19 protein-coding genes and 1 tRNA gene are annotated in these 21,509 nt (G+C 58.4%); 6 read left to right on the forward strand and 14 right to left on the reverse strand.

Features of this window, described 5'->3' with window-relative positions:
* The coding region (locus E0486_RS16635; protein ID WP_131853817.1) for an IS5 family transposase at positions 1 to 644 on the forward strand (644 nt) is incomplete at its 5' end.
* A 94-nt stretch (positions 645 to 738) separates the two neighbouring features.
* On the opposite strand, the gene E0486_RS16640 is transcribed toward E0486_RS16635, so the two are convergent.
* The 4 genes from E0486_RS16640 to E0486_RS16655 all read right to left on the reverse strand — a co-directional run bounded on the left by E0486_RS16640 (position 739) and on the right by E0486_RS16655 (position 5,455).
* Positions 739 to 1,779, reverse strand: a complete 1,041-nt coding sequence (locus E0486_RS16640) for a WD40 repeat domain-containing protein (protein WP_165917385.1) — start codon at positions 1,777 to 1,779, stop codon at positions 739 to 741.
* A 44-nt stretch (positions 1,780 to 1,823) separates the two neighbouring features.
* Positions 1,824 to 2,648 (reverse strand): hypothetical protein, encoded by an 825-nt coding sequence (locus E0486_RS16645; protein ID WP_131853866.1) that lies wholly within the window; start codon positions 2,646 to 2,648, stop codon positions 1,824 to 1,826.
* Positions 2,649 to 2,937: 289 nt separating this feature from the next.
* On the reverse strand, positions 2,938 to 5,097 hold the full coding sequence (locus E0486_RS16650; protein ID WP_131853868.1) for a PspC domain-containing protein: 2,160 nt from the start codon (positions 5,095 to 5,097) through the stop codon (positions 2,938 to 2,940).
* 19 nt (positions 5,098 to 5,116) lie between these two features.
* Positions 5,117 to 5,455: a PadR family transcriptional regulator gene (locus tag E0486_RS16655; RefSeq protein ID WP_131853870.1), complete on the reverse strand. Its 339-nt coding sequence runs from the start codon at positions 5,453 to 5,455 to the stop codon at positions 5,117 to 5,119.
* Between the two features lie 619 nt (positions 5,456 to 6,074).
* Here E0486_RS16655 and E0486_RS16660 point away from each other — a divergent pair.
* A complete protein-coding gene (locus tag E0486_RS16660) occupies positions 6,075 to 6,782 on the forward strand; it encodes a hypothetical protein (RefSeq protein ID WP_131853872.1) in 708 nt (235 codons plus the stop codon).
* A gap of 32 nt (positions 6,783 to 6,814) precedes the next feature.
* On the opposite strand, the gene E0486_RS16665 is transcribed toward E0486_RS16660, so the two are convergent.
* The 8 genes from E0486_RS16665 to E0486_RS16700 form a co-directional block, all read right to left on the reverse strand.
* Entirely contained in the window at positions 6,815 to 8,248 is a 1,434-nt protein-coding gene (locus E0486_RS16665) for a COG3014 family protein (protein WP_131853874.1), read from the reverse strand.
* A gap of 85 nt (positions 8,249 to 8,333) precedes the next feature.
* On the reverse strand, positions 8,334 to 8,918 hold the full coding sequence (locus tag E0486_RS16670) for a penicillin-binding protein activator LpoB (RefSeq protein ID WP_131853876.1): 585 nt from the start codon (positions 8,916 to 8,918) through the stop codon (positions 8,334 to 8,336).
* 114 nt (positions 8,919 to 9,032) lie between these two features.
* Entirely contained in the window at positions 9,033 to 9,380 is a 348-nt protein-coding gene (locus E0486_RS16675; protein WP_131853878.1) for a hypothetical protein, read from the reverse strand.
* Between the two features lie 644 nt (positions 9,381 to 10,024).
* Positions 10,025 to 10,969: an isopenicillin N synthase family dioxygenase gene (locus E0486_RS16680; protein ID WP_207906282.1), complete on the reverse strand. Its 945-nt coding sequence runs from the start codon at positions 10,967 to 10,969 to the stop codon at positions 10,025 to 10,027.
* A 92-nt stretch (positions 10,970 to 11,061) separates the two neighbouring features.
* Positions 11,062 to 11,586: an ExbD/TolR family protein gene (locus E0486_RS16685; RefSeq protein ID WP_131853880.1), complete on the reverse strand. Its 525-nt coding sequence runs from the start codon at positions 11,584 to 11,586 to the stop codon at positions 11,062 to 11,064.
* 197 nt (positions 11,587 to 11,783) lie between these two features.
* Entirely contained in the window at positions 11,784 to 13,220 is a 1,437-nt protein-coding gene (gene asnS / locus E0486_RS16690; RefSeq protein ID WP_131853882.1) for an asparagine--tRNA ligase, read from the reverse strand.
* Positions 13,221 to 13,319: 99 nt separating this feature from the next.
* Positions 13,320 to 14,474 (reverse strand): methionine aminotransferase, encoded by a 1,155-nt coding sequence (locus E0486_RS16695; protein ID WP_131853884.1) that lies wholly within the window; start codon positions 14,472 to 14,474, stop codon positions 13,320 to 13,322.
* A 184-nt stretch (positions 14,475 to 14,658) separates the two neighbouring features.
* The gene (locus E0486_RS16700; RefSeq protein ID WP_131853886.1) at positions 14,659 to 15,051 is read right to left on the reverse strand and encodes a RidA family protein; all 393 of its coding nucleotides are present in this window, start codon (positions 15,049 to 15,051) and stop codon (positions 14,659 to 14,661) included.
* 256 nt (positions 15,052 to 15,307) lie between these two features.
* Between E0486_RS16700 and E0486_RS16705 the strand changes: the two genes are divergently transcribed.
* Complete coding sequence (locus tag E0486_RS16705; protein ID WP_131853888.1) at positions 15,308 to 16,054, forward strand: 3'-5' exonuclease; 747 nt, start codon at positions 15,308 to 15,310, stop codon at positions 16,052 to 16,054.
* Positions 16,055 to 16,128: 74 nt separating this feature from the next.
* On the opposite strand, the gene E0486_RS16710 is transcribed toward E0486_RS16705, so the two are convergent.
* Both E0486_RS16710 and E0486_RS16715 read right to left on the reverse strand, forming a co-directional pair.
* Entirely contained in the window at positions 16,129 to 17,235 is a 1,107-nt protein-coding gene (locus E0486_RS16710) for a mannose-1-phosphate guanylyltransferase (RefSeq protein ID WP_207906283.1), read from the reverse strand.
* 5 nt (positions 17,236 to 17,240) lie between these two features.
* Positions 17,241 to 18,206: a KpsF/GutQ family sugar-phosphate isomerase gene (locus E0486_RS16715; protein WP_131853890.1), complete on the reverse strand. Its 966-nt coding sequence runs from the start codon at positions 18,204 to 18,206 to the stop codon at positions 17,241 to 17,243.
* Between the two features lie 273 nt (positions 18,207 to 18,479).
* Between E0486_RS16715 and recQ the strand changes: the two genes are divergently transcribed.
* The 3 genes from recQ to E0486_RS16725 all read left to right on the forward strand — a co-directional run bounded on the left by recQ (position 18,480) and on the right by E0486_RS16725 (position 21,413).
* A complete protein-coding gene (gene recQ / locus E0486_RS16720; protein ID WP_131853892.1) occupies positions 18,480 to 20,759 on the forward strand; it encodes a DNA helicase RecQ in 2,280 nt (759 codons plus the stop codon).
* A gap of 266 nt (positions 20,760 to 21,025) precedes the next feature.
* Entirely contained in the window at positions 21,026 to 21,187 is a 162-nt protein-coding gene (locus E0486_RS19015) for a hypothetical protein (protein ID WP_165917386.1), read from the forward strand.
* A 153-nt stretch (positions 21,188 to 21,340) separates the two neighbouring features.
* A tRNA-Phe gene (locus E0486_RS16725) sits at positions 21,341 to 21,413 on the forward strand.
* Positions 21,414 to 21,509 lie beyond the last annotated feature (96 nt).

Consider the following 21,509-nt stretch of genomic DNA (forward strand, 5'->3'; position numbering starts at 1 on the left):
TTTATCTTTTGAGCAACGGCTGCAAGTGGCGCTCGCTTCCGCCGCAGTACGGCGATTACCGCCTGGTATGGTACTACCTGAACAAGTGGGCCCGCTACGGACTGCTGGACCGGGCGCTATACCTGGTGGGCATTCAGCTGCGGCGCCGGCAAGGCAGAAGCGGCGAGCCTTCGATGCTGCTCATTGATGCCCAGTCGGTAAAAACCGTGGCCGGCACAGGCGACGAGGTGGGTTATGATGCGGGCAAAAAGGTAAAGGGAAGAAAGCGCCACCTGGCTGTGGACACCCAGGGCACCGTCATTGCCGCCGGCGTTACTTCCGCTTTTGTTCATGACAAGACCGGGGCGCGCGTGCTGCGCGATGATGTGGAGGACCGCCCTTCGGTGCGCACTATTGTCGCCGACGGCGGCTACGACGGACCACCGGCTTTTACCGCAGGAGGCAGGATCCGGTGGGTGCTCATTCAGCGCAGACACTCCAACCGCTTCTCCCCCCTTCCTGTCAGATGGGTGGTGGAAAGAACCTTCTCCTGGTTGATCAATTACCGAAGACTCGCCAAGGACTATGAAAAAACTATCGTTATGTCCCGCGCCATGCTCCTGATGAGCGCCATCCACATAACCCTCAAAAAACTAATGACTTAAATTTAGACAGCCTCTTAGCGTAACAACTTCTTTTCTTATTCTCTTCGCGGTTAAGAACCTTATTCACCTTGGCCTCCTTTCTCTCAAAACGCGGTCATTGTTGTTTCCAGAGAATTACTATTTTATCCGCCCCGGCGCTCAGGATCCACTTTCCGTCGCGGCTGAACTGCACGTCGTTGGCGTCGTCGCTGTGGCCGGAGAAGGTTTGCAGCAGCCGGCCGTCGGCCAGGTTCCAGAGGCGCATCGACACACCGGGACGGTCGGTTTTGTCGGCGAAGAAATTCTGCGTCAGCTCGCCCACCAGGTTATGATCGCGGCCACCGCTGACGAGGCGCTTGCCATCGGGACTAAACGCTATTCCCTGCTGGTGCTCGGGTGTGTGCAGCGTTTGCAACAGGCGGCCGCTGGCGGCGTCCTGCAACTGCACGGTACCATCATCGCTGCTGCTGGCCAGCGTGGAGCCGTCCAGACTGAAAGCAAGCGCTACCACGGCTTCGTCGTGGCCTTCGTAGCTGCGGCGCAGGCGCGCGCCGGCCACGTCCCACAGGAACACCTTCGCATCGAAGGAGCCGCTGGCGAGGGTCTTGCCATCGGGGCTGAAGGAAAGGTCCCAGATGTTGAGGCGATGCCCCGATAGCCGCGCGGTCACCCGGCCATCGGAGAGGCGGCGCAGCACCACGAGCTTGTCTTCTCCGGCCGAGGCCAGCAGACTGCCGTCGGGGCTGAAGCGGAGCGTCCAGGCGGTGCCGTGGTGCGTGTCATAACGCTGCAGCAGCTTGCCTTCGGGCCAGCTCCAGAGATAGACGGCGCCGTCGTAGCTCGTGGCGGCAATGGACTTCCCGTCGGGGGCCCACTCGGCGCAGGTAAGTCCACCGGGCGCCGGCAGCGCGGCTAGCAGGCGGCCGTCGGTATGCCACACGCGCAACGTGCTGTCTACCGAAGCGGCGGCGATAACGCTGTCGCCCGGACCGAAGCGGGCCGTCCATACTTCGGCACGGGCGCCCGTATAAATACGGTGGATGCGATACAGGTTCGATTCTACTTTAACGGGCCGGTCGCAGCCGCGGAGCACCACGAGCGACAAAACAATAAGGACAGCCAGGAGGCCCAGCAGGCCCCAAAACAACTTACGCATCGGGAAAGGTTTTAGTGTCTGTAGAAGGATGATGCGAACGCACGTCAGCGGAAGGCGGGCTCCACGCAGAAGGCGTGGCTCGAGCCGCATAACACGAATACGCGCTCGCCGCGGGCCGTGAGCTCTTTGATGACCGCCGCGAGTTGCGCGTTGCGCAGGTCGTTGGTGGCGCACATCATATGATGCAGGTAACCCGGGAGCGGATGCTCGTCGGAAACCGTGCGCCAGTCGGTGCCCGGAAAGTAGCGTTGCCAGTAGCGGTCTACGTCGGCCACTGATTGTAGCGAGTCCTGCAAACCAACGGCGGCGGCGCGCTCAAAGAATGGCGCGAGGAAGTCGGCCTCGGAAGCCGGGCGGCCAAAGCGCTGCTGCCCGAACCAGGGTGTGAGCAACTGCGCCAGCGCGATCTGCTGCGGACTGAATCGGTCGAGGAGCGCGTCGGCCATTACGTCTTTCGGAAGATCCCAGTTGTACAGCGGGATGCCGTCCTTCCTGGCGAGCGCGGCCACAGCACCGCCTTCACCCAGCGTTTTCACCGGGTCCATCAGCCCCGGAAGCAGAAAGCCCAGTCGGCCTTCCACGAGCGCGACAGTCGGCTTCAGCTCCTTCCAGTATTGCTGTATCAGGAGCAGCTGGCTGTCTTGCGGGTTGCGGGTGTGCGCCGCGCCGAAGAGCACGAACTGCGGCCGGCGTAATATATAAGGGCGCGGATGGTCGCCCGTATAAGTACGGAACGGAATGGTGCTGTAGTTGCCACGGGACCTCGGCGTATAGTATTTGGGCGACTTCCAGGCTACGAGGAAGATCAGTCCGGCCAAAAGGAGGGCCGTACCGGCTGTATAGCCGGCAATGCGGAGGGTCTTTTTCATATGTAAGTGGAGTTTAAATGAAGCCTGATACCGGGTGCAGGATGTCTGATGGAGTTACCTCCAGGCTGGTCCAATCAGCCGTCCGACATCCGGCAACAGCGATAAAAAAAAGGGCCCGCAAAGAATTGAAGGCCCTCGAGGTTACCTGTTGGTACAGGTCAACTTCAACCAAGGTTTATCGGGAGGCGTGAAGCGTGAAGCGTGAAGCGTGATCACTTGTACCTTGACGTTTCCGGCCGTGGGTTGTCTTAGTTCGCTAGTTCACGGCTGACGGCTCACGGCTGACGACTTACGATGCTACCAGCGAGAACGTGGCGAGCATCGGTGTGGGTGTATAGTTGATGCGCGCTTCGGGCTGCGGCTCGGTGGGTGCTACCGGCGAGGTATCGGACGCAGGCTTGACGGGTGTGGCCGGAGCGGCGCCGCGGTTGCGGCGGGGCGAGTCGTTGCGGTCGTATTCGTATACACCGGGATCGTCGTTGCGGTCGTCGGTGTGCACGGGGGTCACCGGCGCATTGGGGTCTACGAGTTCGCCGTCGGCGGTCATCACGTAGTCGATGTTCGATTTCCAGGTGTACTCGTTGGAGAAGTCTTCATCCCAATCGCTCTCCCAGTTGCGGCGCCAGCGGCGGTCGCCCCGCACTTCCATATGCATCTGGCGCGGGTGAAGGCGTTCGCCAACACTTTCTTCGAAGCGCAGCTTCTTGCCTACGGGTACCTGGATGCGCACTACGATGTGCTGGTTGCGCCATTTCTGCGCGCGACCCACAGCAAAGCCGGAGCCGAGGTTGAGAAAGGAATCCTGCACTTGCGCCAGGTAGCTGAGGCGCTCGGCGCGGAGCTGGGCGATGCCGCGGTTGCCACCCAGGCTGCGCTTTTCCACCACCACATGGTATTGCGAGTCGAGGCTTTTTTCCACCAGCAGGCGCACGGCGGACAGCCTCATCGAGTCGGCGTTGACGTCGAAGCCTTCGTTCTCGTCGTGCGGCATGAAGCTGTAGTAGCCGCTGTATTCAATGGGAGGCTCCACTACGCGCACCGTCATTTTGTTGCGCACGGTGGCGGTTTGCACGTTGTCGCGCATCCGGCCGGTGTACTGGAAGCTGCGGGCCATCGAAGCTGCGAAGGCAACGCTCATCAGGATGCCGATGAGCCAGAGGCCCCCGAACACCCAACCAATGTAGCGGTTGGAGCTGCGCACTTTCATCAGGCGGCGCACCAGCCAGGTAACCAGGGCTACAAAGGGCACACCGAACAGGAGCAGCACGCCACCCCAGCCCATGACTTTCTGGAAACGGCCTTCGAGCACGAAGTTGTTGAGGAAGTCGCCGAAGCCCGTGAAGACAAGGGCGATGATGGTGCCGAAGAAAGCGAGGGCCATGCAGCCGGCGAAGAACAGTACGATGAGTTTAAGGATGGTTGCGATAACGTGTCCGGCGCCGGTGGCCAGGGGGCGGGCCGCCTGGCCTACTTCGGTAGCGAAGGTTTTGCCTCGGGTGCTGGCGAAGTTGGTGGCGCGGGCGCCGAATTCCTTGGCGGAGTTCTTTACTTCTTCGGCAAAAGCCTGCGTGTTGGTCTTTACATTCTCGCGGATGCGGTGCACGTCTACGTTTTCGCCGCGCATCTCCATCTTTTCAAAGGGAGACACGGCCATTGGCAGGATGATCCACAGCACGATATAGGTGAGGAAGGAAGTGCCGGTGAGCGAGCCGAAGAAGAAGTCGGGGAACGCGTGGTGACCGACGTTGAAGAAGGCGTTCAGCACACCCAGCAGGATGTTGAGCAGGAAGGGCGCTACGAACACGAGGCGCACGATCCAGACGTCCCACTTGAAGTAGGCGGCGATACCGCCGGCCACACCGCCGAGGATGCGCTCGTCGGGATTGCGGAAGAAGCGCTTGGCCACGTTGGGCTGCAGCACCTGCTTCGGCACGAATACCCAGAGCACCAGGTAGGCCAGGATGCTGAAGCCGCCGCCGAAGGCGAGTACCAGGAATACAACGCGGACGATGGTGGGGTCGAGCTCGAAGTAGTTGGCCAGGCCCGAGCAAACACCGGCGAGCATCCGGTCGCTGCTGTTGCGGTAAAGGCGGCCGCGGGGGCGGCGGCCCGTGATGCGGGTGAAGGCGCTGGTTTCTTCCGAAGCGGCGGCGCCGGCAGCGGCGGTAGTCGCTTCGGCGGCTTCGGCTTCTTCGAAGTCTTCCACGCGGCCCATCGTGTTGATGATGCCGTCCATGTCTTCTTCGGTGATCGCGGCGGCGCCTTTTTTCACTTTATCGCTCATCAGCTCCGAAATGCGGCTTTCGATGTCGCCGATGATCTCGTCGCGGCCCTCTTCGTTGGCGAAGTAGCGGCGCAGGCTTTCGATGTAGCGCTGCAAACGCTCGTAGGCGGCGTCCTCGATGGGGATCACCCGGCCCGACAGGTTTATGTTGATAATCTTTTTCATGACGTTCAGTGGTTGAAGTTTAGGAAGGATTGTTGTTGGCGGTCAGCGTGTTGACGGCGTTGGAAAGCTCCTGCCAGGTTTGTTCGAGTTCTTTGTAAAAGGTCTCGCCTTTTTCGGTGAGCGAGAAGTATTTCCGCGGGGGGCCGGAAGAAGATTCCACCCAGCGGTAGGTGAGCATCTCGGCGTTCTTGAGGCGCGTGAGCAAGGGGTAGAGGGTACCTTCCAGGATGTGCAGCTGGGCTGCTTTCATTTCCTCTACGATATCGCTGGGGTAGGCCTCCCCGCGGCGGATGATCGAAAGGATACAAAACTCCAGGATCCCCTTGCGCATCTGGCTCTGCGTATTCTCTATGTTCATGGGGTCTGTTTTGGGCTTCCCGGTTCTGTCCGGAAAACGGTGATTGTTTCGATTGACCATACAAACCTACAACAATGTTTGGTACTATGCAACACATAATACCTGCTTTTTTAAAGTAATTGCGGCTGCCGGATAGTATATGGTTCGTAAAGCATTGATTTTCAGCCTTAATGTACCGAAATTATTTTTCTTGGTTTGGATGAACGCGCAAAAAAGCCGTTTGAACGGGGACACTTACCCGACTTGCCGGGTACTCACCGGGCCTGACCGGGGACAGATCAGACCCGACCGGGGGCTTATCTGGTTATCCCGGAGGCTTCCCGGGCCCGAACGGGCGCCAAAATGACTGAACCGCTGACAAACCGGGTCGGAACGGGAGCAGAAATCACTGGAACGAGGGCAGAAATCACTGGAACGGGTACTTCCAGGACCCGAACGGGAGCCTATTACACTGAAACGGGGGCTTCCCGCGCCCGAACGGGTCCGAAGGTCATTGCAAGCGCCAGCCTCCGGCCGTCGACATCACCCAAAATGAAAAAACCATCCAGTTCACCGGGTGCCGTCTCACTCATTACTGATTACTGCTTATTCATTCGCTCCAGAAAAAGTACTTTGCGGCATGCGCCTCCGAACCCTGTTGTCCGCTCTACCCCTGCTCCTGCTCGCTGCCTGCTCCTCCAACGAGCGCCGCGTGCACATCATTACCAATTACAGTAAGATGCAGGAGCAGCCCTCCGACTCGGGCACGCGCGTGCTGCTCTCCGAACCGGGACTTTACGAAGTGACGAAAGAAGTAACGGTGAGCGACAAGCACCTGCGCCTCACCGAAAGCGGCCAGACCTGGTCGTACGAGCTTCCCGAAAGCGGCCAGTACGTGATCAACCTCCTCGACGACACACTGCTGAGCGTGCCGGCCACTTATCGCCGGGCCGGTTTCGATATCAATGCGCTGCCGGTACGCCCCACGCACTCGGGCAACGCCACCATCGACTCGATGACCGCCCGCACCGCCCGCGCGAAGGAACGCCAGGAGACCCGCGAGTCGGAAGAGCGCCTGCGCAACGGCCGCAGCAACCTGCTGACCCTGCTGCCGGGTAAAATGGAGCGGGTCAGCGCCAACAGCGATGCCCGCCTGTTCATCCTCACCTCGCCGCCGGCCCAGGTAAAAGGCAGCAACGCCGACGAATTCGAATACTACGAGATCAACCGCTACGGCATCTTCCTCAAGCGCGCGATGGACCAGCTCCGCGAAGAAAGCGACCCGGTGCGGCGATCCGAGAAGATGCGGCGCGAGTTCAACCAGCGGATGAATGAAATAGACCGGTAAACAAAAGACCCTTGCCGTGCGAGGGTCTTTCTTTATAACGTAGACAGGTTGCGGAAGCTCAGTCCGCCGCTTCCATCCAGCGGCAGCTCGTAGGTCTTTTCGCCGTAGCTGCCTTTCACCGATACTTTTATGGTCTGCGGCCCTGCCTTGAGCGGCACGCGCGTGTAGTAGATGCTGCCGGGCAGGCTTTGCCAGTTGCGGGTATCGGCCTTCTCCTTGGCGAAGTTGAAGATCTTGATGCCGGCCGTAAGCAGTTCCGCGTTGCGGCGCTTGCGTTTTTCCTCTTCAGTTTCTTCCTTGTCTTTGGGCTTGTCTTTCGGCGCCGCGGCGATTTCGGCCAGCTTGCCCAGCGCGATGCGCGTCAGCGTTTTCGACAGGTCGCGGAGGCGGCGCTCGCGGAGAGTGTTCTGTGCCAGGTCGTTGATGCTTTGCGCGGGCTCAAAGGCAAAGGCGGCGTTGCTGTCGGTGCGGGCTTCGGCCGACTGCCAGGCGCAGGCCTGCAGCTCGTAGCGGGGCAGGGCGGCGCGGATGGCGCTGATATTGGCGAGGCTGCCTTCATCCACCGAACCCATCGAACGGTCGAAGGGCACGCGCAGCGAGCCGTTGGCGCTGGTGAAAAAGAAGTCCGTGCCCTGCTTGCTGAGGAAGAACATAATGTTCTCTTCTTCCTTCACCGGGGCGCTGCCGGCTTCCCAGAACAGCACCAGCTCGGCACCCGTCGCGCGGTCTTCGGGCTGCAGGGTGTAGGCCAGCTCGCGCTGGTAGAATTCCACCTGGTCCTGGAAACCCATTTGCCAGGCGGTGCGCAGGAGGTCTTTCTTCAGTTGCAGCGGGATGGCCACACCGTAATAGGAGCCGCCGTTTTTGAGGTAGAGGTCTGTCGCGTTGCGGTAGGCGATGAACGCGTTGTTGAGGTCTTTGTTCTTTTCATAGATCAGCCCCTGGAGCATGAACGAGAAGGCGTCCTGCGCATACTTGTGTTCGCCCCGTACGTCTTCCTGCGCGTAGCTGCGGAGGGAAATGCGGCGGGCTTCCACCATGGCTTCGGAAGGTTCGTTCAGCATCAGGTAGTTGAGTGCCTTGTAATAGTGCACCATGTATTTCTCGAAGTCTTCGCCGCGATAGGTTTCCATCATCGGGTTGAGGAGCGTGGCGAGCGCGAAGTCGCCCACGGTAGCGTTGCCGCCGTCTTCCATCAGGTTGTCGGCTTCGTTGAAATACCGGTTGGATGCTTCGTAGTGATGCAGCAGGTGCTCCATCCGGCCTTTCTCCAGCAGGAAGAGCAGGTGGTTGCGCCGCTTCGACAGCAGCTTACTGTCGTCGAGCGCGGCCGAAGCCTTTTGGTAATCGCCCTGTCGGTAATGGCCATAGTAGCTGCTCACCTGCTGGTTGTACGTAGCGCAGGAAGCGAGAAACAGGGCCAACACCGGGGCAAACCGGATGATATGTTGGAGTTTGTGTAACATGGGAGCAGTCGGAAGAGATGTCTGATATAGGATGTCTGATGCCTGATATAAACGGAATCAGAGATCAGACATCCGACATCAGCGATTAGTTCTTGACCATTTTGGCGATCTTCTTCTCGCCGATCCAGACCACCTCGTTGGTTTCGAGATTGGTGAGCTCGAGGTTCACCTGGTAGTAGACTTCCTTCTTTTTCTTGTGCGCGTCTACGATGGAGTTGATCGAGCCCTGCAGGATGTAGTCGGCGCCGTTTTCGAGGCCGAACTTCTTCATGGTGCTCTGCGAGGCGTTGGTTTGCTGGTCGGCGCGCTCGCCACGGAGTTCTTCGCGCTTCTTGCCGCCCTGCACGAGGCGCACCTTTTCGGTTTTGACGAAGGACTGCTCCACGTCTTTCACAAAGGTTTCGGCGTCGATGTGCTCGTGGCTTTTATTGTCAACCAGTCCTACGATCACCACGGGCTTCTGCCCGCTCTTCGACTGCAGGTGATTGCCCAGCCAGGAAGCGGTGAGAATGTCGGAGGTGATCTGCTCGGATACGAGGCGCGAGTCGGTATTGTTCCAGCGACCGCTGATGTCGATCTGCTCGTCGGGAGAAACGCGCGTGACGTTGCGGGCGCAGCTGAAAATAAAGGGCAGTGCGAGGAAGGATGCGTAGAGTAAACCTTTTTTCATAGTTAGTTCTGTTGAGTGTTAGAAGATGAAGAGAAGTTGTCTTTCAATTACGCCCGGATTCAAGGGCTTCGCTGTTCTGCTGAGCACAGGGGCACCATGAGCGCAGCCGGGCGACTACCACCAGCGGCTTTGCCAGCGACGGCTGCTACGCGGGTTGTAGTAATACGAGTCGTTGTAATAAGGATTGTAGTCCCAGTTGCGATAGTTGCGTTGCGCGCGGGCCAGCCGTACGTCGTAGCGGTTCTGGCGGCGGGCCTGGCGGCGCTCCTCGCGGGCCTCGTACCAGTCGTAGGCCTTGTAGGTGTTTTGCGCCGTGGTGCTGTGCCAGCGGTTGACCGAGTCGGCCACTTTAAGATACTTGTCGCGACTCACCGCGTAGGAAGGGTTCTGGTCGGGCACGGTCTGCGCAGCGGCAGCCAGCGACCCGGCAGAAGCAAGCATAACGAGTAAAAGTCTGTTCATGAGTTGTGGGTTTTAATTCTTTTACTGACACTAAAGTAGCCGCACAAAGGGTTAAGTCTCCGTTAAAACGAACCAAATGCCGCTCCGGTTACACGAACCGTAGTGAAGGTCTTGTTAAGGGTTGGCAACGGCACACAATAAATGGCCGCGCTTGAGGGCGTTTTTTTTAAACGCAAAGACACGGAGAAAGACACTTGGATGCAGAGGTTGGCGGAGATACAGAGGAGTGTCTTACAATCGGAGCTTCCATCGTTTGCTTGAACGGTAACACTAGTGGATCGTCGTAAGTCAAGCGTTCCGCCAGCGGAACATGCGCGGAGGGTGAACTATAGTCCGAATCCAGACTTCAATACCGACTTGCGTGAAAACGTTCATTGAATTAAATACTGATCGCAATCTTTCGGAGGGCCTTCGCGCACGTCCCGCTACGCGGGACACTTGATTTACGATATTCAATCTGAATACCGGTCCGAGAAAACTATAGAAGCATCAACCTTCAAAGACTTCTCTGCATCTCGATCAATCTCCGCGTCAAATTTGTTTCTCCCCTTCTCCGCGTTCCAAAAAAGTAAAGCCCCCAAACGTTGCAGTCCGGGGGCTTTTCTATCCCCCTTCCTTTCGGGAAGGGGTTAGGGGATGGGCTCTTATTTCTTGAGGCCGATCTCGCGGAGACGCTCATCGAGGTATTCGCCGGCGGTGATGTCTTCATACGCCTTCGGGTGCTGTTCGTCGATGCAGCTGTCGAGGCAGGCGAGGCTCATGCCGCTCTTCGGGTGCAGGAAGAAGGGGATGGAGAAGCGGCTTGTGCCCCACAGCTCGCGCGGCGGGTTCACCACGCGGTGCGTGGTGGAGCGGAGTCGGTTGTTGGAGAAGCGCTGGAGCATGTCGCCTACGTTTACCACGATCTGCTCGGGCAGGGAGGTGACACCTACCCACTCGTTTTGCTTGGTGAGGATCTGAAGGCCGTCCGCAGAAGCGCCTACCAGCAGCGTAATGAGGTTGATGTCTTCGTGCTGCTCGGCGCGGATGGCGCTCTTGGGCTCGTTCTGGATCGGCGGGTAGTGAATGGCGCGCAGGATCGAGTTGCCGTTGTGCACGTATTGATCGAAATAGTTTTCGTCGAGGTCCAGGAAGAGGGCGAGGGCCTGCAGCAGCGACGTGCCGCTTTTCTCGAAGTGGCGGTAGGCGTTTTCGAGCGTGGGGGTGAATTCGGGTACTTCTTCCACCGTTACGTTGCCGGGGTAGTGCTCGCCCACGTCTTCACCGTCGGAGATCGTCTGGCCATACTGAAAGAATTCCTTCAGGTCGGGCGCGTCAAAGCCTTTGGCGTGCTCGCGGCCGAAAGAAGTGTAACCGCGCTGGCCGGCCAGTTCGGGCTTCTCGTACTGGAGCTTCGTTTCGGTCGGAAGGGCGAAGAACTGCTGCACGTATTTATACAGGTTGGCGATCAGCTCGTCGGGAACGCCGTGGTTCTTGACGGCCACGAAGCCTACTTCCTCGTAGGCTTTGCCGATTTCCTGAACAAACTTTTGCTTCTTGGTCTCGTCGCCGCTGAGGAATTCAGCGAGATCAACTACGGGAATTGTCATATGGCTGATTAGTTTACTCAGCCAAAAGTACCATTCCGCCGGAATATCCACAAGCTGTGGAAAACTTTTGTTGCATCGCTCGCAATGACGGGCTAGCGCCGGTCTCGCTTCTCCAGAAACGCACGCTCCTCTTTTTCCGGCTCCACGATAGCGTAGCGCTTCACGTTGTAAATAAGCGCCATGTCGATCGCATCCACCACTTGCCGGTAATCAGCCCTGGCGGCGGGTTTGATGAGGAGCACCAGGTCGGAGTCGTGCCGGCCGCGGGCCCGCAGATCCTGCTGCAACGCGCGGATAACCGCGCCCATGCCGGTGTAGGTATTGAGCGTGGTGGGTTGCACGCCGCCCGCCGGCACGGCCTTTTCCCACTGGCCGCGGTAGGCAAACACCTGGCTGCTGTCGAGCAGCACCGACAGCGTGGCCGACTCCATCGAGTTCATCGGCGGCCCATCAGCCGGCATCACCAGCTGCAACGCTCGGCTTTCGCCCATGCTCGTGGTAAAGATGAAAAACGTGATCAGCAAAAATCCGAGATCCACCATCGGGGTCATATCAACCTTCGGAATGAGGTGTCCCTTGCGCTTGCTGCCGAGGGCAGCGGTTTCTACGGAAGCCATGGTTGTTGGTTTCCTTTGAGATGTGCGGGAAGAGAAAGTTCCATAAGGAAAAGAAGAGTCTTTCACCGCTAAAAAGAGAAGAAGATGGTACGCTAAGCTGACTACAATAAAAACGTCCCGCCGAAGCAGGACGTTTTTTCATTGGTCGGTTGGCAACCGGTCTTACCAATTAACCAATAGACTAATAAACCAATTAACTAGAACTCGGCGTTCTTCGGCGTTCTCGGAAACGCGATCACGTCGCGGATGTTACCCATACCTGTTACGAACTGCACCATCCGCTCGAAGCCAAGGCCGAAGCCGGCGTGGGGTACGGTGCCGTATCGGCGCGTGTCGAGGTACCACCACAGCTCGTCGGCGGGTACGCCCATTTCTTCCATGCGGCTGGTGAGCACGTCGTAGCGCTCCTCGCGCTGCGAGCCGCCCACGATCTCGCCGATGCCGGGCGCCAGGATGTCCATGGCCGCGACGGTCTTACCGTCTTCGTTGAGGCGCATGTAAAACGACTTGATGTCTTTCGGGTAGTTGGTCACGATCACCGGCTTCTTGAAATGCTTTTCCACGAGGTAGCGCTCATGCTCGCTCTGCATGTCGATGCCCCACTTCACGTCGTACTGGAACTTCTTCTTCTTGTAGTGCGACGATTGCAGCAGGATGTCGATGGCCTCAGTGTAGGTGATGCGCTCAAACTGGTTGTCGACCACGAACTGCAGCTTCTGCAGCAGGTCCAGCTCGGATCGCTCGGCCTGCGGCTTCTGCTTTTCTTCGTCCAGCAGGCGCTGGTTGAGAAACGCGAGGTCGTCGGCGTTGTGCTCCATCACGTAGCGGATCAGGTACTGGATGAATTCTTCGGCCAGGTTGGCGTTGTCTTCGATGTCGTAAAATGCCATCTCGGGCTCGATCATCCAGAACTCGGCCAGGTGGCGCGCGGTGTTCGAATTTTCGGCGCGGAACGTGGGGCCGAAGGTGTAGATCTCACCAAAGGCCGTTGCGCCCAGCTCGCCCTCTAGCTGCCCGCTCACCGTTAGGTTGGTGGAGCGCCCGAAGAAGTCCTGGCTGAAGTCGATCTTGCCCTCTTCTGTCGTAGGCGCGCCCTCGAGCGGCAGCGTGGTCACGCGGAACATCTCGCCGGCGCCTTCGGCGTCGGAGGCGGTGATGATGGGCGTGTGCAGGTATACGAAGCCTTTATCGTTGAAGAACTTGTGGATGGCGAAAGCCAGGGCGTGGCGCACGCGGAACACGGCGCCGAAGGTGTTGGTGCGGAAGCGCAGGTGCGCGATCTCGCGGAGGAATTCCAGCGAGTGCTTCTTCGGCTGCAGCGGGTATTTTTCGGCGTCGCAATCGCCCAGTATTTCTACGGAGGTCGCCTTGAGGTCTACCTTCTGGCCCTTGCCCAGCGAAGGCACCAGGATGCCGGTCACCTTCAGCGAGGCCGAGGTAGTAATGCGCTTCAGCAGTGCTTCATCGAATTCACCGAGCGTGAGCACTACCTGGAGATTATTATTGGTCGATCCGTCGTTGAGGGCCACGAACTGGTTGTTACGAAAGGTGCGTACCCATCCCATAACCGTGATTTCCTGCTGCTGCGGCTCGGTGCCCAGCACTTCCTTGATGCGGATCCGTTTGTTGAACATAGCCGCAAATATAAGATGTCTGATCTCGGATTTCCGATGTCGGATTTGTGGAAAAGCGGTCTGGCAACCAGCTTCGGGGCACCCATCCGATATCCAACATCAGAGATCTTTCAACCTTTCCACCGCCGCCTCCAACGTTTCGTTCTTCTTCGAAAAGCAGAAGCGCAGCACGCCGTTGTCGACGGGCGTCCGGTAAAACGAGGAAACCGGGATAGTAGCCACGCCGGCTTCTTTTGTAAGGCGGATGGCGAAGTCTTTCTCGGCTTCGCTGCTGATGTCCTTATACGAATAGCTCTGAAAATAAGACCCGTGGCTGGGCAAGGGGCGGAAGCGCGTTTGCGCCATGAGGTTCTGGAAGAAGTCGCGCTTTTGCTGCAATTGCGCGCCCAGGTCCAGGTAATGGCTTCGGTCCTGGAGAAACCCGGCGAGCGCTACCTGCTTGGGCGTGTCGCAGGTGAAGGCATTGAACTGGTGGATCTTTCGGAACTCCGCCATCAGCGGCGCGGGAGCGATGCAGTATCCGAGCTTCCAGCCGGTGCAGTTGTATACTTTTCCAAACGAATAGATGGCGAAGCTGCGGGCACGCAGGGCCGGGTATTTCAGCACGCTCTCGTGCGGTAGCCCGTCGAAGATGAGGTGCTCGTACACCTCGTCGGCGATGATCACGATCTGCGTGCCTTCCACGATGCCTTCGAGCTCGGCGAGGTCTTCTTTCGTAAGCACGGCGCCGGTGGGGTTGTGCGGCGTGTTGATGACGATAGCGCGCGTGCGCTCCGTCAGCTTTTCGCGCACGGCGTTCCAGTCAATACGGTAGTCGGGGAAGAGCAGGTTGACGGTGACGGCCTGGGCACCCATCAGCTCGATCTGCGGAATGTAGCAATCGTAGGCCGGCTCGAACACGATCACCTCGTCGCCGGGAACGAGCACGGTGGCCAGCGCGGTGAAGAGCCCATAGGTGGCGCCGGGCGTGACGGCGATCTCGCTATCGGGGTTGATGGACGTACCGTATAAATACTGTACCTTCTCTGCAAGCGCTTCGCGCAGCGGGCCGTAGCCGTTCATGTGCACATATTGGTTGTGGCCGTTGCGCATCGCCTGGTCCACCAGCCCGGTCAGCTCCGCGCTCATGGGGTAGTCGGGAAAGCCCTGGCCCAGGTTGATGGCCTTGTGCTCCGCGGCCAGCGCACTCATCACGGTGAAGATGGTCGTGCCTACGGCCGGCAGTTTGGATTGGATGCGGATGGGGGAAGACATGAAGCCAAAAATAAGAAGGGAACAGGGCAGATCGGGAAGAGCGGATTACCTGAATAATAGATTACATGACTACTTGATTACTTGAGGGAAGGCATTGCCCCAACTCTGAAACCTCCCTCATGTACTCTATTGTTCATGTACTCAAGTAATCAAGTATTTCCCTCAGTGACTATTCCCTCGTCTCTCACCCCTCCACAACCGCGGTTGCTTCGATCTCGATCATCTGTCCTTTCGCGATCAGCCGGCTCACTTCCACCATCGTGGTGCAGGGCCTGATTTCCGCGAACACTTCTCCGTGCGCGCGGGCGGCTTCTTCCCAACGGCTGATGTCGGTAACGAAAAGGCGGGTGCGCACCACCTGCTGCAGCGAGGCGCCCGCCTGCAGCAAAACGGCTTCGATTTTTTTCAGGATGAATTGCGTTTGCAGGTAGAGGTCGTCTTCGCCGATGAGGTTGCCGTGCTCGTCGGCGGCCACCGTGCCCGACACTTCGATGAGATTACCCACGCGTACCGCGCGGCTGTAGCCCACCACGGGTTCCCAGGGCGTATTGGAGGAATAGAGGGTTCTGGTTGACATGGGATAAAGGTAGGAGCAGGAAATGGGAGATTACTTGAGTACATGATTACATGAGTACATGAGTACATGAGGTAAGAGTTAGGGTAGTCGTTGGGGTAAAAACCACCCTCACTAATCATGTAATCATGTACTCAATTATTCATGTATTCTCCCTTCTTCCTCTGTTGTTTTTCCCCTCATCAATTTCTGTGGAAAGTCTCTTGGTAACTCTTTGCGTCCATTCTAGCTTTAGGTGCGCCCTTTGAAGCGCCCGCTTATGAACTTCAGCCAGATCCTTTTTCTCGACATCGAAACGGTGCCGCAATACGCGGACTACAACGAGTTGCCCGATCACTGGCGCGGCCTCTGGGATGCCAAGGCGGCGATCATCGCGCGCGGCAGCGCGGCCGATCCCGCGTCGCTCTACGAGCGGGCCGGGATCTACGCCGAGTTCGGCAAGATCATCTGCATTTCCTATGGCTGGATCGAAGAGGGCAGCGCCGGCCGAAAGCTGCTGGTGAATGCCCTTGCTGGCCACGACGAGGCCGACCTGCTGCGCCGCTTCGGCGCACTGCTGCAGCAGGACTGGTCGCGCTCCGACCGTTACCTCTGTGCCCACAACGGCAAGGAGTTCGACTACCCCTATCTCTGCCGCCGGTTCGTCATCAACGGCATCGCCATCCCGGAGCCACTGCTCATAGCAGGCCGCAAGCCCTGGGAGGTGCGCCACCTCGATACGATGGAGCTCTGGAAGTTCGGCGACTTCAAAAGCTACACCTCGCTGGCACTGCTGGCGGCCTGCCTCGGCGTGCCTTCACCCAAAGACGACATCGACGGCAGCATGGTAGGACCGGTATACTGGAAAGAAGGCGACCTGGCGCGCATCCGTAAATACTGCCAGAAGGATGTGGCGACGGTGGCGCAGGTGCTCCTGCGGTATCATTGTGAGGAGTTGATCCCGGATGAGAGAGTAGAGTTTCTGGGAAATGGTTCTGAAGATTTTTTAAGGTTCTCAGGGTTCTGAAGGTTCGGGTAGGAAGCCATTTCCGGCTGCAACCCTGAGAACCTTAAAAACCCTAAAACTTTAAGAACCTCGTTCTAGAGATACTGATCCCCGTGGTTCCTTTTCACCTCGGCCACATACTCCTTGATCTCCTGCTCTTTCTCTTTGTTGCAGATGAGCAGCACGTCTTTGGTATCTACGATGATCATGTTGTCGAGGCCCTGGAGCAGCACGAGTTTGTCGTGGGGGGCGTGCACCACGCAGCGCTGGGCGTCGATCACCATTACCTGGTTGCCTACGACAGCGTTTTCGAGGTAGTCTTTTTCCATGTTCTCCCAGGCCGAATTCCAGGTGCCGAGGTCGCTCCAGCCGAAGGCGGCGGGGATGACATACACATTGTCGGCCTTCTCCATAATGCCGAAGTCGATGGAAATATTGGTGCACTGCGGGTAGATCGTTTCGATTACGGCCTTTTCGCCGTCGGTGTTGAACGAGGCCTGCTCGGCGGCGAAGAGCTCGTACATCTCGGGCAGCCACTTGCGGAAGGCGTCGATGATGCGGTCCACCTGCCACACGAAGATGCCGGCATTCCAGAGAAATTCACCCGAGGCCACGAAGGCTTCCGCCAGCTCGCGGTTGGGCTTTTCGGTAAAGGTCTTCACCTTGTTTACCTGCGGGGCCGCATCGGCGATCTCGTATTGAATGTAACCGTAGCCCGTGTTGGGGTAGCTCGGCTTGATGCCGATGGTGACCAGCGCGTTGAAGTGGTTGGCGAAGGAGAGCGCCTTGGCGCAAACGCCGAGGAAATTCTCGCCGTCGAGAATGAGGTGGTCGGCAGGGGCCACGATGAGCGAAGCCTGCGGGTCGAGCTGCTGGAGCTTGAAGGAGATGTAGGCGATGCAGGGCGCCGTGTTTTTGCGGTAAGGCTCGCCGATGATGTTGGCGCGCGGCAGCTCGGGGAGCTGCTCGGCTACGAGGTCCATATAATCGTCGGAGGTGACCACGAAGATGTGTTCCGGGGGCACGATGTTACGGAAGCGATCGAGCGTTTGCTGGATCAGCGTGCGGCCGGTGCCCAGGATGTCGAGGAATTGCTTCGGCAGGTCGGTGCGGCTGACGGGCCAGAAACGCGAGCCGATGCCGCCGGCCATAATGGCCACATAGGTGTGATCGTTGATCTGGGAGCGGATAAATGCGTTCATAGTGCTTAAAGCAGACCCTCGCGGATCAGGTCGTGCAGGTGGATGACGCCGGCATACTGGCCATTGTCGAGCACAAGCAGGGTAGTAATGTTGTTGTTGCGCATCAGCTCGAGCGCATTGACGGCCAGCTCGGATGCCTCGATGGTCTTGGGCTTCTCGCTCATGATGTGACCGGCCTGGATGAATTCCAGCGTCGAGGCCTTTTCGAGCATGCGGCGTAGGTCGCCGTCGGTGATGACGCCCGCCAGCTCGCCGGCGTTGTTGAGCACGGCGGTGATGCCAAGGCGCTTGGCCGAGATCTCCATGATCACCTCTTTAATGGTCTGCGTGGTGGTCACCTGCGGCTTCTCGTTGCCGCGGCTCAGGTCGCCCACGCGCAGGTAGAGCTTTTTGCCGAGGGCGCCGCCGGGGTGAAACTTGGCGAAATCCTCCACCTTAAAGCCGCGCTGCTCCATCAGGCAGATGGCCAGCACATCACCCATCACCAGCTGCGCGGTGGTAGAGGTGGTCGGTGCGAGGTTGTTGGGACAGGCTTCCTGCGCCACCGTGGTGTTGAGGATAAAATCGCTGTTTTGCGCCAGGAACGATTCGGTGTTGCCCACCATGCCGACCACGCAGTTGCCGAAGTTTTTGATCAGCGGCACGAGTACCCGGATTTCGGGGCTTTCACCGCTTTTGGACACGATGATCACGATGTCGTCCTGCTGCACCATGCCGAGGTCGCCGTGGATGGCGTCGGCGGCGTGGAGAAACAGCGAAGGCGTGCCGGTGGAGTTGAGCGTGGCCACGATCTTCTGGGCGATGATGGCGCTTTTGCCAATGCCGGCGAGCACGATGCGACCCGTGCAGGCCGCCATCCGCCCGATGACCTGTTCTAGCCCGTCGAGCTGCCGGCCGAGCTGCTGCACCGCTTCCGCTTCGAGGGCAATGGTGCGGAGCGCCGCCGCTGATATGGAGCTTTGTTGACTCAAGGCCGCAAAGATAGCGCCTTTGGTGGTTTGCCAACCCGCTGCCGTTCGTCGGCGGTTAACGGCATTTTAACCTTTTTGATTAGTTGTTTATGCAACTGCATCCTAAATTCGCATACCTTATGGAAACCGCTCGCTGCGGCAACACCGGTCTCGATTTTTTCGCTACCTTCCTACAGCAATGATCCCGTCCCTGAAAAGCCGTTCCAGCCGTTTCCCTACCGTATTTAATATCGACTTACCCCCGCTTCCCAGCGGTAACAATAGTGTGGACCTATGAGTACCCTCAAGAAAAAACCAAGCAAAGCGGCTTCCAAAGCTCAAACCACCGAGCTGCCGCAACACCACGAATCGCCGTTCACGTCTAAACAGCTGCACAAGGCCCTGCAGGAAGAGTTCGGCCTTGATGGTTTCCGCGGCAACCAGGAAGCCATCATCCAGAGCCTGCTCAGCGGCCGCGACACCTTCGTGATCATGCCCACCGGCGGCGGCAAAAGCCTCTGCTACCAGCTGCCCGCCACCATCCTCGACGGCGTAGCCATCATCGTGAGCCCGCTCATCGCGCTGATGAAAAACCAGGTGGACCTCGTGCGCTCCTACGCCTCTAAAGACGAAGTAGCCCACTTCCTCAACTCCACCCTTACCAAGAAAGAGATCAAGGCCGTGCACGCCGACCTCACCGCCGGCCGCACCAAGTTGCTCTACGTGGCGCCCGAAACGCTGACGAAGCAGGACAACCTCGACTTTTTCCGCGACCTCACCATTTCTTTCTTTGCGGTAGACGAAGCCCACTGTATTTCCGAGTGGGGCCACGACTTCCGCCCCGAATACCGGCGCCTGCGCGAGATGATGGACGAGATCAAGCCCGAAGCGCCCGTCATCGCCCTCACCGCCACGGCAACGCCCAAGGTGCAGAGCGACATCATCAAGAACCTCGGCCTCCGCAACCCGCAGGTGTTCCTCTCCTCCTTCAACCGCGCCAACCTCTACTACGAAGTGCAGCCGAAGGTGAAAAAAGAAGAGACCCTCAAAGCCATGGTGCGCTTCATTTCCCAGAACAAGGGCAAGAGCGGCATCATTTATACCACCAACCGCAAGACCACCGAGGAGCTCGCCGCCCTGCTGACGCAAAACGGCATCAAGGCCGTGGCCTACCACGCCGGCATCGACTCCAAGATCCGCGCCGACCGCCAGGACCAGTTCCTCAACGAGGAAATGCAGGTGATCGTGGCCACCATCGCCTTCGGCATGGGCATCGATAAGCCCGATATCCGCTTCGTGATCCATTACAACATCCCGAAGTCGATCGAAAACTATTACCAGGAAACCGGTCGCGCCGGCCGCGACGGACTGGAAGGCAAGTGCATCCTTTATTATTCGCATAAAGACGTTTCCAAGCTCGAGCACCTCATGCGCGACAAGCCCCTGAGCGAGCGCGAGGTAGGCTCCCAGCTTATTTCCGAAACGGTGGCCTTCGCCGAAAGCGGCGTCTGCCGCCGCAAGGTGCTCCTCTCCTACTTCGGTGAGGAATACGGCAACAAAGGCTGCGGACAGTGCGACAACTGCAAGCATCCCAAAGAACTGATCGAAGCCAAAGACGACGTGCTGCGCCTCCTGACCACCATCACCGCCCTCGACGAGCGCTTCGCCACCGAATACACCGTTAAGATCATCCGCGGCGAGCTGACCCAGCAGATCAAGATGTTCCGCCACGAAGGCCTCAGCGTCTTCGGCCTCGGCAAAGACCAGCCCGAGCACTTCTGGAACTCCATGATCCGCCAGCTGCTGCTCGAAGGCATCCTGCAGAAAGACATCGAAGAGTACGGCGTGCTGAAGCTGACCAAGAAAGGCCAGGAATTCCAGAAGAAGCCGAAGTCGTTCAAGATCGTGCTCAACAACCTCTTTGAAGACGCCCTCGCCGACGACGACGAAGGCGGCTCCGACGCCTCGGCCGCACCCGTTGCCGACGAGAAGCTCGTGGGCCTCCTGAAGGAACTCCGCCAGCAGGAATCGAAAAAGAAGAACCTGCCGCCCTTCGTGATCTTCCTCGAAACCTCGCTGCAGGACATGGCTACCTTCTTTCCCACCACCACGCAGGACCTCGAGCGCTGCCAGGGTGTGAGCAAGGGCAAGGCCCTCCGCTACGGCAAGCCCTTCCTGGAGCTCATTGCGCAGTACGTGGAAGAAAACAACATCGAGAAGCCCGACGACTTCGTGATGAAGAGCGTGGTGAACAAGAGCTCCAACAAGGTGCACATCATCCAGCAGGTAGACAAGCGCATCCCGCTCGACAACATCGCCAAGAACCGCGGCATGCGCCTCGACGCGCTGCTGGAGGAGATGGAAACCATCGCCGCCTCGGGCACGAAGCTGAACCTCGACTACGCCATCTCCGGCATGCTCGACGACTACGACCAGGAAGACATCCTCGAATACTTCAAAGGCTGCCAGACGAGCTCGCTCGATGTGGCGCTGCAGGAGCTCTCGGAAGGCAACTACAACTGGGAGCAGCTGAAGCTGATGCGGATCAAGTTCCTGAGCGTGTACGGGAATTAGCCTTCGGCAGGCTCAGGCTGACAGGTGTCATTCTGAGCGCAGTCGAAGAAAAAAGCCGCCCGATGGGCGGCTTTTTTTATGGCGCCTGCGGCGCTTCACAACGACACGACGGCACGACGACGCGACGCTTTTTATACATAATGTATTTCAGTGCCGTAGCGTCGTGGTGCGCGAAGGCCGCTTCCGCCTTCGCCAAAGGCTTCGGCGGACGGTGTGGGGCGACCGGCCGGTTTGGAAAAGCGCACGGGAAAGCCGATATTTAAACCATGAGAATCTTCTTTCCCCTGGCGTTCGCGGCGGTATTTGCCGGCTGGGTGCTGTACCGGTTGCTGGTAAAAAAAGACCTGAAGCGGCAGCTCCCCAACCTGTACCCGGGTGTTTTCTTCATCGCCGTATGGGCGGCCCTCTATTTTTTCTGGCTGCGCTAGGGGCCTGCAGTTCCGGATGCGCGCCGTAAATTTTTCCCGGAATTATTTGGGGATTGTCTGTGGATATCCCTATTTTTGCGCTCCGTCGCTGAAGCCGCAAGGCAAAAGCGGTTGGAAAGGCCGCCTTCGCGTAAGGCTACGGCGGTCAGAGGAGGTGCGGTAGCTCAGTTGGTAGAGCAATGGACTGAAAATCCATGTGTCGCCGGTTCGATCCCGGCCCACACCACAGAAAAAAAGTTAAACGCCTTGTAACTCAACGAGTTATGGGGCGTTTTTCTTTTTGGGGTACACGACGGGGTACAGTTGCTGCTCGTTTGCCTAT

Origin of the sequence: Flaviaesturariibacter aridisoli, from assembly GCF_004343705.1 — a bacterium.
GTDB classification, from domain to species: domain Bacteria; phylum Bacteroidota; class Bacteroidia; order Chitinophagales; family Chitinophagaceae; genus Flavisolibacter; species Flavisolibacter aridisoli.

What these genes read in the sequence shown, in the direction of transcription:
- E0486_RS16640 (WP_165917385.1), bottom strand. Translation starts at nt 1,779, where the DNA reads ATGCGTAAGTTGTTTTGGGGCCTGCTGGGCCTCCTGGCTGTCCTTATT.
- E0486_RS16645 (WP_131853866.1), bottom strand. Translation starts at nt 2,648, where the DNA reads ATGAAAAAGACCCTCCGCATTGCCGGCTATACAGCCGGTACGGCCCTC.
- E0486_RS16650 (WP_131853868.1), bottom strand. Translation starts at nt 5,097, where the DNA reads ATGAAAAAGATTATCAACATAAACCTGTCGGGCCGGGTGATCCCCATC.
- E0486_RS16655 (WP_131853870.1), bottom strand. Translation starts at nt 5,455, where the DNA reads ATGAACATAGAGAATACGCAGAGCCAGATGCGCAAGGGGATCCTGGAG.
- E0486_RS16660 (WP_131853872.1), top strand. Translation starts at nt 6,075, where the DNA reads ATGCGCCTCCGAACCCTGTTGTCCGCTCTACCCCTGCTCCTGCTCGCT.
- E0486_RS16665 (WP_131853874.1), bottom strand. Translation starts at nt 8,248, where the DNA reads ATGTTACACAAACTCCAACATATCATCCGGTTTGCCCCGGTGTTGGCC.
- E0486_RS16670 (WP_131853876.1), bottom strand. Translation starts at nt 8,918, where the DNA reads ATGAAAAAAGGTTTACTCTACGCATCCTTCCTCGCACTGCCCTTTATT.
- E0486_RS16675 (WP_131853878.1), bottom strand. Translation starts at nt 9,380, where the DNA reads ATGAACAGACTTTTACTCGTTATGCTTGCTTCTGCCGGGTCGCTGGCT.
- E0486_RS16680 (WP_207906282.1), bottom strand. Translation starts at nt 10,969, where the DNA reads ATGACAATTCCCGTAGTTGATCTCGCTGAATTCCTCAGCGGCGACGAG.
- E0486_RS16685 (WP_131853880.1), bottom strand. Translation starts at nt 11,586, where the DNA reads ATGGCTTCCGTAGAAACCGCTGCCCTCGGCAGCAAGCGCAAGGGACAC.
- asnS (WP_131853882.1), bottom strand. Translation starts at nt 13,220, where the DNA reads ATGTTCAACAAACGGATCCGCATCAAGGAAGTGCTGGGCACCGAGCCG.
- E0486_RS16695 (WP_131853884.1), bottom strand. Translation starts at nt 14,474, where the DNA reads ATGTCTTCCCCCATCCGCATCCAATCCAAACTGCCGGCCGTAGGCACG.
- E0486_RS16700 (WP_131853886.1), bottom strand. Translation starts at nt 15,051, where the DNA reads ATGTCAACCAGAACCCTCTATTCCTCCAATACGCCCTGGGAACCCGTG.
- E0486_RS16705 (WP_131853888.1), top strand. Translation starts at nt 15,308, where the DNA reads ATGAACTTCAGCCAGATCCTTTTTCTCGACATCGAAACGGTGCCGCAA.
- E0486_RS16710 (WP_207906283.1), bottom strand. Translation starts at nt 17,235, where the DNA reads ATGAACGCATTTATCCGCTCCCAGATCAACGATCACACCTATGTGGCC.
- recQ (WP_131853892.1), top strand. Translation starts at nt 18,480, where the DNA reads ATGAGTACCCTCAAGAAAAAACCAAGCAAAGCGGCTTCCAAAGCTCAA.
- E0486_RS19015 (WP_165917386.1), top strand. Translation starts at nt 21,026, where the DNA reads ATGAGAATCTTCTTTCCCCTGGCGTTCGCGGCGGTATTTGCCGGCTGG.